Origin of the sequence: Halorarius litoreus (assembly GCF_024362405.1) — an archaeon.
Taxonomy (GTDB): domain Archaea; phylum Halobacteriota; class Halobacteria; order Halobacteriales; family Haloarculaceae; genus Halorarius; species Halorarius litoreus.
Window position 1 is genome coordinate 2,355,566 of the sequence record NZ_CP101454.1, and the last position, 11,998, is coordinate 2,367,563.

The 11,998-nt window shown below is 69.3% G+C and carries 15 protein-coding genes and 1 tRNA gene; 14 read left to right on the forward strand and 2 right to left on the reverse strand.

Annotated features, from left to right (window positions below; translation table 11 throughout):
* The first annotated feature begins 20 nt into the window (after positions 1-20).
* Genes NL126_RS12075 through NL126_RS12090 form a run of 4 tightly spaced genes read left to right on the forward strand, consistent with a single transcriptional unit; the run spans position 21 to position 2,172 of the window.
* A complete protein-coding gene (locus NL126_RS12075) occupies positions 21-476 on the forward strand; it encodes a 30S ribosomal protein S19e (protein ID WP_255195127.1) in 456 nt (151 codons plus the stop codon).
* A gap of 49 nt (positions 477-525) precedes the next feature.
* Positions 526-882 (forward strand): DNA-binding protein, encoded by a 357-nt coding sequence (locus NL126_RS12080; protein ID WP_255195128.1) that lies wholly within the window; start codon positions 526-528, stop codon positions 880-882.
* Complete coding sequence (locus NL126_RS12085; protein WP_255195129.1) at positions 882-1,481, forward strand: DUF7411 family protein; 600 nt, start codon at positions 882-884, stop codon at positions 1,479-1,481. Before NL126_RS12080 ends, NL126_RS12085 begins: the two co-directional genes overlap by 1 nt.
* A gap of 31 nt (positions 1,482-1,512) precedes the next feature.
* The gene (locus tag NL126_RS12090) at positions 1,513-2,172 is read left to right on the forward strand and encodes a potassium channel family protein (RefSeq protein WP_255195130.1); all 660 of its coding nucleotides are present in this window, start codon (positions 1,513-1,515) and stop codon (positions 2,170-2,172) included.
* A gap of 225 nt (positions 2,173-2,397) precedes the next feature.
* Here NL126_RS12090 and NL126_RS12095 read toward each other — a convergent pair whose 3' ends face one another.
* Positions 2,398-3,078 (reverse strand): TOBE domain-containing protein, encoded by a 681-nt coding sequence (locus NL126_RS12095; RefSeq protein WP_255195131.1) that lies wholly within the window; start codon positions 3,076-3,078, stop codon positions 2,398-2,400.
* 64 nt (positions 3,079-3,142) lie between these two features.
* Between NL126_RS12095 and NL126_RS12100 the strand changes: the two genes are divergently transcribed.
* The 6 genes from NL126_RS12100 to NL126_RS12125 all read left to right on the forward strand — a co-directional run bounded on the left by NL126_RS12100 (position 3,143) and on the right by NL126_RS12125 (position 8,617).
* Complete coding sequence (locus tag NL126_RS12100; RefSeq protein WP_255195132.1) at positions 3,143-4,168, forward strand: extracellular solute-binding protein; 1,026 nt, start codon at positions 3,143-3,145, stop codon at positions 4,166-4,168.
* 52 nt (positions 4,169-4,220) lie between these two features.
* Positions 4,221-5,330 (forward strand): ABC transporter permease, encoded by a 1,110-nt coding sequence (locus NL126_RS12105; RefSeq protein ID WP_255195133.1) that lies wholly within the window; start codon positions 4,221-4,223, stop codon positions 5,328-5,330.
* Positions 5,327-6,262 carry an ABC transporter ATP-binding protein gene (locus tag NL126_RS12110; protein WP_255195134.1) on the forward strand — a complete coding sequence of 312 codons (936 nt, stop codon included), beginning with the start codon at positions 5,327-5,329 and terminating at the stop codon, positions 6,260-6,262. Before NL126_RS12105 ends, NL126_RS12110 begins: the two co-directional genes overlap by 4 nt.
* Before the next feature lie 85 nt (positions 6,263-6,347).
* Positions 6,348-7,430, forward strand: a complete 1,083-nt coding sequence (locus tag NL126_RS12115; protein WP_255195135.1) for a putative sulfate/molybdate transporter — start codon at positions 6,348-6,350, stop codon at positions 7,428-7,430.
* 30 nt (positions 7,431-7,460) lie between these two features.
* Positions 7,461-7,901, forward strand: coding sequence for a thioesterase family protein (locus NL126_RS12120; RefSeq protein WP_255195136.1), 441 nt, complete (start codon positions 7,461-7,463; stop codon positions 7,899-7,901).
* Entirely contained in the window at positions 7,898-8,617 is a 720-nt protein-coding gene (locus NL126_RS12125) for an Nmad3 family putative nucleotide modification protein (RefSeq protein WP_255195137.1), read from the forward strand. The genes NL126_RS12120 and NL126_RS12125 overlap by 4 nt, the downstream gene beginning before the upstream one ends.
* A gap of 246 nt (positions 8,618-8,863) precedes the next feature.
* Here NL126_RS12125 and NL126_RS12130 read toward each other — a convergent pair.
* Positions 8,864-8,934: transfer RNA gene (locus NL126_RS12130), tRNA-Gly, on the reverse strand.
* A 103-nt stretch (positions 8,935-9,037) separates the two neighbouring features.
* On the opposite strand from NL126_RS12130, the gene NL126_RS12135 reads away from it, so the two are divergent.
* From NL126_RS12135 to NL126_RS12150, 4 genes are all read left to right on the forward strand, one after another.
* On the forward strand, positions 9,038-9,316 hold the full coding sequence (locus NL126_RS12135) for a hypothetical protein (RefSeq protein ID WP_255195138.1): 279 nt from the start codon (positions 9,038-9,040) through the stop codon (positions 9,314-9,316).
* A 64-nt stretch (positions 9,317-9,380) separates the two neighbouring features.
* Entirely contained in the window at positions 9,381-10,211 is an 831-nt protein-coding gene (locus tag NL126_RS12140) for an NAD+ synthase (RefSeq protein WP_255195139.1), read from the forward strand.
* A gap of 84 nt (positions 10,212-10,295) precedes the next feature.
* Positions 10,296-11,465: a thiolase C-terminal domain-containing protein gene (locus tag NL126_RS12145; protein ID WP_255195140.1), complete on the forward strand. Its 1,170-nt coding sequence runs from the start codon at positions 10,296-10,298 to the stop codon at positions 11,463-11,465.
* Positions 11,462-11,893: a Zn-ribbon domain-containing OB-fold protein gene (locus NL126_RS12150; RefSeq protein ID WP_255195141.1), complete on the forward strand. Its 432-nt coding sequence runs from the start codon at positions 11,462-11,464 to the stop codon at positions 11,891-11,893. The genes NL126_RS12145 and NL126_RS12150 overlap by 4 nt, the downstream gene beginning before the upstream one ends.
* Positions 11,894-11,998: the final 105 nt, after the last annotated feature.

The following is an 11,998-nucleotide window of genomic DNA, read 5'->3' on the forward strand; positions in this document are numbered from 1 at the left end:
CCCGACGGAACCGAACGGTAATGGCTACCCTCTACGACGCACCCGCGGAGGACCTCATCGAGGCCGTCGCGGCCAAGCTCGAGGACGAGCTCGAACAGCCCGACTGGATGGAGATCGCGAAGACCGGCACCTCCCGCGAGCTGCCGCCCGAGCAGGAGAACTTCTGGGCGATTCGCGGCGCCTCGCTGCTCCGAAAGGTCGCCGTCGACGGTCCCGTCGGCGTCGACCGTCTCTCGACGGCGTACGGCGACTCGAAGCAGGGCTCGACGCGCTACCGCGTCCGGCCGAACCAGAAGACCAGCGGCTCGAAGAAGGTCATCCGGACGCTCCTCCAGCAGCTCGAGGAGGCCGGCTACATCTCGAACAACCAGAAGCGCGGCCGCGAGGTCACCGGCGAGGGGCGTGCCCTCCTCGACGAGACGGCGACCGAGCTCATCGAGGAGCTCGACCGTCCGGAACTCGAGCGCTACGCGTAGACGACTGAGCGTCGAAACCGTTTTTCTCCCGCGCCCTGAACACGGTAGTATGAGCGGCCAGCCCAACGACGACGAACTCGAAGAGCTCCGGAAGAAGAAGATGGAGCAGCTCAAAGAACAGCAGGGCGGCGGCGGTGGCGCCGAGGAGGAGGCGATGGAGGCCCAGCGCCAACAGCAAGAGGCCCAGAAGCAGGCGCTGCTCCGGCAGGCGCTGACCGATGGCGCGCGCCAGCGGCTCAACTCGGTGAAGATGTCGAAACCCGACTTCGCCGAACAGGTCGAACAGCAGGTCGTCGCGCTCGCCCAGAGCGGTCGCCTGCAGGGGCAGATCGACGAGGACAAGATGAAGTCGCTGCTGCAGGAGCTCAAGCCGGACTCCCAGGAGTTCAACATCAAGCGCCGGTGATGCGCGTCGGCGTCCTCTTCTCCGGGGGGAAGGACTCCACGCTCGCAGCACTGCTGCTCGACCGGTTCTACGACGTGACGCTCGTCCACGCGGGGTTCGGTATCGGTGACGCTGCCGACCACGCCGAAGCGACGGCCACGGCCGTCGACTTCCCGTTCGAGCGGGTCGAACTCGACGCCGAGGTCGCCGACGAGGCCGTCGACACGATGCTCGCCGACGGTTTCCCCCGCAACGGTATCCAGCTCGTTCACGAACACGCATTGGAAGCGGTGGCCGGCGAGGAGTTCGACGCCGTCGCGGACGGTACCCGACGTGACGACCGCGTGCCGACGGTCTCGCGGGCGTGGGCACAGTCGCTCGAAGACCGTCGCGACGTCGACTACCTCTCGCCGCTCTCCGGGTTCGGCCGGGGGGCGGTCGACCGCCTCGTCGCCGAGTTACTGGAGGTCGAGGAGGCCCCCTCCGAGCAGCTTGCGAAGGGGGACTACGAGGCCGAACTCCGTGAACTCGTCCGGGAGCGCGCCGGCGAGACGCAGGTCGGGGAGGTGTTCCCCGACCACGTCCAGACGCGGGTCACCGGTCGCCGCACGCAGGCGTAGCCTTTTGGGGTATGGTGTCGTACCGCGTGGTATGCGATTCGTCATCGTCGGGTACGGACGTGTCGGCGCACGCACCGCGCAGATACTCGACTCCGAGGGCCACGAGGTCAGCATCGTGGAGCTGGACCCTGAGAAGGTGAAGAAGGCCGTCGCCGACGGGTTCAACGCCATCGAGGGTGACGGCGAGGAGGAGCGACGGCTGCTCGAAGCCGGGTTGCCGGACGCCGACGCCATCGGCGCGCTGTCGGGCGACCTCAACGTCAACTTCGCGGCGTGTATGATCGCGAAGAGCTACGGCTGTCGCACCGTGTTGCGCATCGACGAAGACTACCGCGAGGAGATCTACAAGAAGTACGCCGCCGACGTCGACGAGATCATCTACCCCGAGCGGGTCGGGGCCGCCGGTGCGAAGAACGCGCTGCTCGGTGGTGACTTGAACGTGCTCGCGGACCTGACGGAGAACCTGACGGCCGCGACCGTCGACGTGCCGGTCGGCTCACCCCACGTCGGCTCGCGCGTCGTGGAACTCCAGTTGCCGGGCGACGCTCGCGTGTACGCCCACGGCCACGCCCACGAGGAGATGGACGTGCCGATGCCCGCGACCACCATCGAGGCTGGCGACCAGCTCGCCGTCATCGCGGAGCAGGCGACGCTCGACGCCGTCAACGACTACCTCCGCGGGTCGGCGTAGCTCGACGTCTGGGGGCGTCGAAAGGAAAGGTCCGGGCGCGCGATGGGGAGGATGGGGAAGTTCGAGGCCGTCGATGCGCGCCCAGCAGACGACATGCCCGCCGGTATGATAAATACCCGTCAGACGAGCGCACGACGCCGAGGCGTGGCTGGCGTGTGTCCGTCGGTTCTTGCCGCAATCTCCGTCCCTTGACTGCTATGTTGAAAAGCCGAGTGGTCGCCGCGTTCACTGGGGCGTGCCGCGGGTGGCCGTCGCCTTGAACGAGACGACCACCGCCTGCCCGGCCTCGAGCACGAGACGGTCGACGCTCTCGGTGGTGACGAGCGCGACCAGCGGTGCGTCGGAGCCGATATCGACCCGGACCCGGGCGACGGCTGTCCCCGCGTCGACGCCGACGACCGTTCCCTGCAGGCGATTCCGGGCACTCGTCGCGTCGGCGGGCGGCGCCTCCGAGGGGGCGTGGAGCGTCACGGCGTCCGACCGGAGCGTCACGGCCACCTCGGTCGCGTCGGGGGGGACGAGCGCCTGGACGGTTCCAGCCGCGGTCTCGACGGTTGCCAGTTCACCGTCGCGGCCGACCACCCGCCCTTCGAGCACGTGCTCCTCGCTCCGGGCGATGCTCTCGTAGCCGGCTTCCAGCCGCTCGAACGCCGCGAGCAGGTCGTGAGCGTCGTCAGTGAGCGTCGACCCGCCGCCGTCGGGACCCCCCCGCTGGCGCTCGACGAGCGAGCCGAACGCGTCTTCCAGTTCGGTCAGTCGTGTGTGGGCCCGGGCGTACGACCGGCCGAGGTCGCTTGCGGCGGCGTTGAGCGAGCCGTGTGTGTCTATCGCTCGGAGCAGTCGCGCATCCCGGGCGTCGAATGTAACGCCGTCAGCGGTCAGGCGGGCCTCGTACTCCGGGCGCATACACGGAGTGTGCGACCGACTGGCAAAACGGTTATGTCCGGGCGGGAAGAACGGCGTTGTATCCATGACGAAACAACGCTCGTCCGCCACGAGTCGTCGCTCGTTTCTGACTGCCGCCGGTGCGACCGCCGTCGCTGGCCTCGCCGGCTGTACGTCGCTCGCCGGCGGGGGCGGCGGCGGGACGATGACCATCTTCCACGCGGGGAGCCTCGCGCCGCCGTTCGAGGCGGCGGAGCCGACGTTCGAGGGGGAGACCGACATCGACGTCAACCGCGAGGCGAAGGGGTCGGTCGCGTCGACGAAGAAGATCACCCAGCAGGGCCGTAAGGCGGACGTGCTCGGCGTCTCGGACTTCCGGCTCATCCGCGACCGCGTCGTCCCCGACTACGGCGAGTGGTACGCGGTGTTCACGACGAACGCCATGTCCATCCAGTACCGCGAGGACTCTCCCGGTGCCGACGACATCGAGAAAGGCAACTGGTGGGAGGTGCTTTCGCGCGACGACGTGACCATCGGCCACTCCGACCCCGCCGTGGACCCCGGTGGCTACCGTGCGGTGATGACGATGCAGCTCGGGACGAAGGCGTTCGAGAGGTCGAAACTGTACGACGAGGCGACGTACGACAAGCTCCGAGAGAACTCGACGGTGCCGACGGGCACCGAGACCAATCTGGAGGGCCAGCTCGAATCCGGCAAACTCGACTACGTGTTCTACTACCAGTCCATCTCCTCCACCTCGGACCTCCCCTACATCGACCTCCAGTCGCAGGTCGACCTCTCGCAAGCGACCTCGGCGTACGCGAAACACTACGCGAAGGCGGAGGTGGAGACGGAGTCGGGGACGTTCACGGGCGCGCCCATCGCCTACGGCGTGACGGTTCCGAGCGTCGCCGAGAACTCGGAAGCCGGCGCGAAGTGGGTCGAGTACTTCGCCACGCAGCCGGGTCGTGACGTTCTGCAGGAGAAGGGACTCCAGCCGGTCGATCCCATCGTCGTCCCCGCCGGCGGTGCCGACGCAGTCCCCCAGCGCGTGATGGAGAACGCCGAGGCGAAGCAATCGCTCGGTCCGCTCCGGCTGAATCAGGAGTGAGACAGCAGTGAGACCGGAACCATCGTGACCCTCCGCTGCCTCACCCTCGCGTATGTCGACTGAGACGAGCCGGCGAACGGCGGTCGCGGGGCTCGGCCGCGGCGCGGTCGTCCTCGTGGTCGTCGTGGTCCAGCTCGCCGCGTTCGCGCTCGCGCAGGCGGCGGGCCTCCCGACGCTCTACGCGCTGTTCGCCCTTGGCAGCAGCGCCGCGCTCGCGGTGGCGACCGTCGGCACCGCACGAGGGGTGGTCGCGACGGTCGTCGGCACGGGCGTCCTCGTCGGAGTCGCCGTCCTCTCGGTGAGCGTCCTGGCAGCCGCGCTCGCGCCCGTCGTCCTCGCGGTGGCTGTCGCACTCTCGGGTGACGAGTGGGTCGGTGCCGCCGCGGCCGCACTCGGGACGCTCCTGCTGGTGGCGCTCGGCGTTCCCCTCCTGCTGTTCGTCGCCCGGCAGGACCTCGGGCTCGTCGCCGAGATGGCGCTGCGCCCCGACGTCCAGCAGGCGCTGTTCCTCTCGGTGTACGCGCCGCTCGTCGCCGCGCTCGCCGCGCTCGCAACCGGCGTCCCGCTGGCGTACCTGCTCTCACGGGGGTTCGCTGGCCAGTCGCTCGTCGAGAGCCTCGTTGACCTGCCGCTCGTCGTCCCGCACTCCGTCGCGGGTATCATCATCCTGTTCGGGCTGGGTCGCGGCGGCGCGTTCCCCGAACTCTCGGTGCTCGGGACGTTCACGGGGATGGTGCTGGCGATGGTGTTCGTGAGCGCGCCGTTCGCCGTCAACGCCGCCCGTGAGGCGTTCGAGGCCGTCGACCCGCGACTGGAGTACGCCGCCCGGAGCCACGGTGCCTCCCCGCTCGAAACCTTTCGACGGGTGACGCTTCCGCTCGCCGCCCGGGGAGTGCTGACGGGCGGGGTGCTGGCGTGGGCCCGTGCCGTCTCGGAGTTCGGTGCGGTCGCCGTCGTCGCCTACTCGGTGTCGTTTTTCTACCCGCTGTCGGGCGACGTGGTGACGACCCAGCACGCGCCCGTCTTCATCTTCAACACCTATCTGACTTCGGACAACGGGCTCGCCCGCAGCGGCGCCGTCGGCATCCTCCTGCTCGCGCTGTCGGCGCTGCTGTTCGTCCTCGTGCGGTGGCTCGCGTACGACGAGGTGCGTCGCGTATGATCTCGTTCGACATCGCGGCGACGTTCACCGCGGAGGGCTCGCGGTTCGAGGTCGAGGCCGCTCTCGACGTGGCCGACGGCGAGACGCTCGTCGTCCTCGGGCCGAGCGGGTCGGGCAAGACCCTCCTGCTGGAGACCGTCGCGGGCCACCACCCCCACGCGGGGTCGGTGACCGTGGACGGCGAGGACGTGACCGACCACCCGCCCGAGCGCCGGGACTTCGGCTTCGTGTTCCAGGACTATGCACTCTTTCCGCACATGACCGCCCGCGAGAACGTGGCGTTCGGCCAGCGATACGCCACGACGGAGGGACTCCCCGACCCCGACGATCTGCTCGACAGGATGGGCGTCACGCACCTCGCCGACCGCTCGCCGCGGACGCTCTCGGGCGGTGAGAAACAGCGGGTGGCACTCGCCCGCGCGCTCGCCATCGACCCGCGGGTGCTGTTGCTCGACGAGCCACTGTCGGCGCTCGACGTGCCCACCCGGCAGGCGCTGCGCGACGACCTCGCGACCGTGCTCGAAGCCGTCACTGCGGTCCACGTCACGCACAACCGGACGACCGCCCGCGCGCTCGCCGACCGCATCGCCGTGATGCGCGACGGAGAGGTCGTCCAGACCGGCACGCCCGACGCCGTGTTCGAGTCGCCGGCTACCGCTGCCGTCGCCGAGTTCGTGGGGGCGAACGTCCTCTCGGGGGCGGTGTTCGACGTCTCGCGTGACGGTCGCGTCGCCGTCCGCCCCGAACACGTCCGCCTCGACGACGGGACGGCCGCGACCGTCGAGCGCGTCGTCCGCGAGGACGCCACCTTCCGCGTGACGCTCGTCTGCGACGGCGAGCGGTTCGCGGCGTTCACCGACGACCCGCCTGCCGAGGGCGACTCGGTCGGCGTCTCCGTCGCCGACGCGCACGTGACGCTGCTCGACAAGTAACCACGAACGGTTTCGAATATCGACTGCGCCAAACGTATTCGATTTCCGACAACACCCAAGAGCGTCGGCGCCGAACCACCGGTGGATGGCGATATCGGCACTCGAGGGGCACAGTCGCGGGCTCGAGCTCTCGGTCGGTGAGCTGATGGGCGCGCTGGGGGATTCGGTTACGGTGCTCCCCGTCGTCGTCGCGCTCGGGGCGCTCACGGCGGCGTCGCTCCCGCACCTGCTGCTTGGATTCGCCGTGTTTCAGGCCGTGTGGGGGCTGTGGTACGGCCTGCCCGTCTCCGTGGAGCCGATGAAGGCGCTCGCGGGGCTCGCCATCGCCGGGACGCTCGCGTACGGCGAACTCGTCGCCGCGGGGCTGCTCGCGGGCGGGCTGCTGCTCGTCGCCGGGCGAACCGGGACGATGGCGCGCATCCAGCGGTACGTCGCCGAGCCCGTGATTCGAGGGGTACAGCTCTCGGTCGCCGCCGTGCTCGCGCTCGCCGGGTTCGACCTCGCTGCCGGCGCACCCACGGTCGCGGTCGTGGGGCTCGTCGTCGCGGTCGCCGCGACGCTGGTCTATCGACGGGCCGGCGCGCTCGCCGTTCTCGCGGTCGGGACCGCCGTCGCGCTCTGGAGTGGGGGTGTGCCCGCGGTTTCGGTGCCCGCGCTCGCCGTATTTCCGGCCGGGGGACCGACGCTCACGACCGGTGCCGTGGAAGGACTCGCCGGACAGCTGGCGATGACCGTCGGCAACGCCGCGGTGGCGACCTCGCTGTTGCTCTCTGACTTGTTCGACGCCGAGGTGAGCGCCGACGACCTCGCGACGAGCATGGGGTCGATGAACCTGCTGGCCGTCCCGCTCGGCGCAGTCCCGATGTGTCACGGCTCGGGCGGCCTCGCCGGCAAGTACGCCTTCGGCGCGCGGACGGGCGGGGCGAACCTCGTGCTCGCCGGGCTCTATCTCGTTGCGGCGCTCGTCGCCGGCCTCTGGGCCGGGTTCCCGCTGGCGATGCTCGGTGTCCTCCTGCTCGCCGTGGCGTGGCAGCTCGCGACGGTCGCGCTCGACTCGCGTGACCGACCGCTCGTCGTCGGGATGGCCCTCCTCGCCGTCGCCACGAACGTCGGGGTGGCGTTCGTCGCCGGTGTCGTCGGCCACGCCGCGCTCCGTCGCGTTCGCTGAGTTTTTGCCGTCGCCCGCCGCCGGAGAGGTATGGTCGACCTCTCGGGGCTCGACGCCAGCATCACCGCCAGCCGGACGTTCACGGTCGAACGGGCACACACGACGAACGTCTTCGGCGAGCAGGCCGACCCGCCTGCCCGCCCGGCGGCCCACGACGCGGGTGCCGACGAGCCGGTTCGCGTGCTCGGCTCCCCTGCGCTGCTCGCGTGGGTCGAGTTCACGGGTCGCGACTCGCTGCACGGCCACCTCCCCGACGGCACGGGCACCGTCGGCGTCTCCGCCGAACTCCACCACCGCGGGGCTGCCCGCCTCGGCACCGAACTCACCGTGGCGACCGACCTCGTCGACCGCGACGGCTCGCGGCTCACCTTCGAGGGGTGGGTCGAACGCGCCGACGACGCGCTCGTCGGCGAGGTGACGACGACGTTCCGCGTCGTGGAGCGTGACCGCTTCCGCGCGTCGCTGCCATGACGCGCGCCGTCGCCATCAACGTCGGCGCGAACACGAACCAGCCCGGCTTTCGGGGCCCGGTGTTCGCCGACGGCACGTTCGCGTTCGTCCCCATCCCCGAACCCGAGCCCACCAGCGAGCCCGTCCCCACCTACGGCGACCTCGCGCCCCACCTCCCGGTCGAGATTCCCGACGCCCTGTCGGACACCCCGGTCCACCTCGACCCCGAGTTCCGCGAGTATCCGTTCGGCGAGGCGTACACGTACGGCGACCCCCACGGTGTGAAGGCCCGCCCGCTCGCCTCCCTCGCTGAAGGCGACTGGGCGCTGTTCTACGCGACGCTCGACACCGCGAGTGATGCCCCGCCCGCGTGGCAGAGCCCCGACTGGGGGACGTACCTGATCGGTGGGTTTCGGCTCGCGTGTGACCCGGTCACCGACTACGACGCGCTGTCGGCCGACGACCGCGACCTGTTCGCCTCGAACGCGCACGTCAAACGCGAGACGATGGACGCGGCGGTGCTGCTGTTGGGTGGTGAGACATCTGGGCTGTTCGACCAGGCCGTGCCCCTCTCGTCGCGCGAGGCCGGCGTCGACGCCAACCGGCTCGTCACCGAACTGTCGAGCGATTCCGGAAAGGGGCCGTGGTGGCGTCGGCCGATGAAGTTCGACGCCGACGCGACCGCGGAACTGTTCGAGGTCATCGAGTCTCGTGACTTCGACCGGATTCAGGGATAGGGCGCGGCTGTCGGACTGTATCTCGGCGCAGAACTGTGCTCGCGGGTCACTCCGTTCCCGCTCGCATCGAGGTTCTCACTCCGTTCGAACCTCGCTATGTGCCGTCCGGGAGTCGCACGAACGGGGCGAGTCCAGCAGGAATTGAACCAGAGTGAGACGTTCCTGCTCGCTTCGCTGCGCGGGCTGCGACTCACAGGGTTCAATTCCCGTTGCCAATTTCGCGCCTCGCGTTGCTCAGCGCAGAAATGTGCCGTCCGGGAATTGAACCCGGGCTATTAGCTTGGGAAGCTAATGTCCTACCACTGGACCAACGGCACTCGTTGCGAACGAACTTTCGTAGCCCACCGCCGCACTTCAACGTAGCGTTTCAGGGGCACCCGAACAGACTTGTCGGTAGGTGTGTAACTCCACAGCATGGGGATGACCTCCAGATCCCGTACTCGAATCTCGACCGCCCTCTACCGCCGGGAGACGTTGCTCGTCTTCCTGCTCCTGCTGCTCGGTGCGTCGGTGGACGCGGGTTCCTTGCCCGGGCAGCTGCTCGCGCTTCCGGCGTACCTGCCGATGGTCGCGCTCGACCTCGTCGAGGCGACGCTCGGCGTCTCGTTCGGCGCGGCGTGGGACGTGGTGCTCGTCGCCACGTACTACCTGCTGACCGTCGGTGTCGCGGCCGTGTACTTCTCGCTGCGCGAGTCGTAGACGAACGTCCAGAAATCCGCCCGCCACGGCAGTTATTTGACGCGTCCCTCCCTACCGAGTCGCAATGTCTCAGCCCGACCCACTGGTGGAGGGAACTCCTGTCTCGCTCGACCTCTCGGACGAGGAACTGGAGGCGCACCGCGCACACATCACGGCGTTCATCGAGTCAGTTGTCGACGACGCCGGGGCCGACGGCGCGGTCATCGGCCTCTCCGGCGGGATCGACTCCACGCTCACCGCTCACCTCGCCGTCGAGGCGCTCGGGTCGGATTCGGTCCACGGACTCGTCATGCCCTCGGAGGTGAACACCGAGGGGAACATGAGCGACGCCGAGCGCGTCGCCGAGATGCTCGACATCGCGTACGACGTGCTGGACATCAACCCCATCGTCGACGCCTTCGTCGACGCCTATCCCGAGGGCGCAGATGACCAGATGGCGCTCGGGAACGTTCGCGTGCGGACGCGCGGCGTGCTCAACTACTTCGTCGCCAACGCCGAGTCCGGGGTCGTCCTCGGCACCGGCAACCGAAGCGAAGCGATGACCGGCTACTTCACGAAGTACGGCGACCAGGCGGTCGACTGCAACCCCATCGGCAACCTCTACAAGCGGCAGGTTCGGCAACTCGCGAGCCACATCGGCGTCCCCGAGGACCTCGTCACGAAACCCCCGAGCGCCGAGATGTGGGAGGGCCAGACCGACGAGAGCGAGATGGGGCTGGGGTACGACACGCTCGACGCGATTCTCGCGTTGCACGTCGACGGGCCGTTCTCGAAGTCCGCGACCATCGAGACGCTCGGGGTCTCGGCGGAGGCCATCGAGCGAGTGGTGGAGTTAGTCGAAGGGAGCGAGCACAAGCGCCACATGCCGCCGGCACCTGCGGCGTTGGATATCTGAGCCACGTGCTTCTGTGACTCGATAGTTTAGCCAGTTGGGGGATGCTAAAGTCTAACACAGTTCGTCGAGACCAGGTAGGTACACATGCCAGAGCCAGTTATCGCGTCGGCCGGCGCCTCACCGCTCGGCCGCACCGACCTCCCCGGCCGCGACCTGTTCTCGGTCGCCCTCGCGGAGGCGTTCGACGACCTGCCCGACCCTGGCGACCTCGTCGAGGCAGTGTACGTCGGCAACCAGTCGGAGCGCTACGAACACCAGATCATGTACGGGACGCTGTTGGCCGAGTGGGCTGGGCTCCGTCACGTCCCTGCCGAGCGGGTCGAGGGGTGTGCCGCCGCCGGCGCGCTCGCGTTGCGCCACGCGGTCAAGGACGTTCGCAACGGTGAACACGAGGCCGTGCTCGCGTGCGGCGTCGAGAAAATGACGTCCGCGGGCACCAGCGGCGCGACGGACGCGCTGTCGGCGGCGTTCGACCGCGCCATCGAGCAGCGCTCCGGCATCACCGCGCCCAGCCAGTACGCACTGCTCGCCACGCGCTACCTCCACGAGACGGACGCGACGGAACGCGATCTCGCCGAGATCGCGGTGAAGAACCACGCCAACGCCGCTCGCAACCCGCGGGCACAGTTTCCGAAGGAGGTCGACGTGGCGACGGTCCTGGAGTCCGCCCCCGTCGCCCCGCCGCTGAAACTCTTCGATTGTGCGCCGGTCGGGGACGGCGCCGCGGTCGTCCTTGTGACGACCGCCGAGCTGGCGGCCGACCTTGACCGCCCACAGGTGCGCGTCACGGGCAGCGGGGCCTCCGCGAACAACATCGCGGTCGCCGAGCGGAACATGACCGATATCGCGGGCGCTCGCATCGCCGCCGAGACGGCCTACGAGGAAGCGGGTATCGAAGCTTCGGACGTCGATTTCGCGGAAGTCCACGACGCCTTCACCGTCTGTGAGGCGCTGCTCGCGGAGGCCGTCGGCTTCGCCCCGAAGGGGACGGGCTATCAGAGCTATCTCGACCCGGCGGAGCGGGCGGATGGCTGGACGGACGTGCAGCTGAGTCCGAGCGGCGGACTGAAGGCCCGTGGTCACCCCATCGGCGCGACCGGGCTCTTGCAGGCACTCGAAGCCTACGAACAGCTCACGGGGTCCGCGGGCGACCGCGCGGTCGAGGGGGCCGAGACGGCCCTGTTGCTCAACGAAGGGGGCGTCGCGGACGCCGTCACCGTCGGCCACGTGCTCACGACGGCGGAGGCACCATGACCGACGGTGGTCTCGATGCGACCGACCCACGGACACTTCCGGGGTTCTTCGACGCCCTCGCGGACGGCAACCTGCTGGGTGGGGTCTGTGCGGACTGCGGGCAAGTGCTGTTGCCGCCGCGGCCGGCCTGCTACGCCTGCGGCAGTCGCGATGTCGACGTCGAACCGCAGTCGCGCGAGGGCCAGATATTCTCGTACACGGCGGTCCACACGCCACCGCCGGCGTTCGCGGCGGACGCGCCCTACACGGTCGCCGTCGTGGAACTCGCGGACGGTGGCCGCCTCCTCGGGCGCGTGGCCGCCGACTACGCCGATGTCGCCATCGGTGACGCGGTCGAACTCACGGTGCGCGAGCCGACGGCCGCAGAGCGAGAGGTCGCGCTCAACTACGAGACCGACTGGCCGGTCCACGTCTTCGAGCCGCGGTGAGCGTCGGCCCCGGCCCCACGTCGGATGTCGGCGGATGACCAACTGCGTCACTCGTCCTGGAGCGTCGTCACCTGGTCCGGAGTCCGAACGCCTTTGCCATCCCCC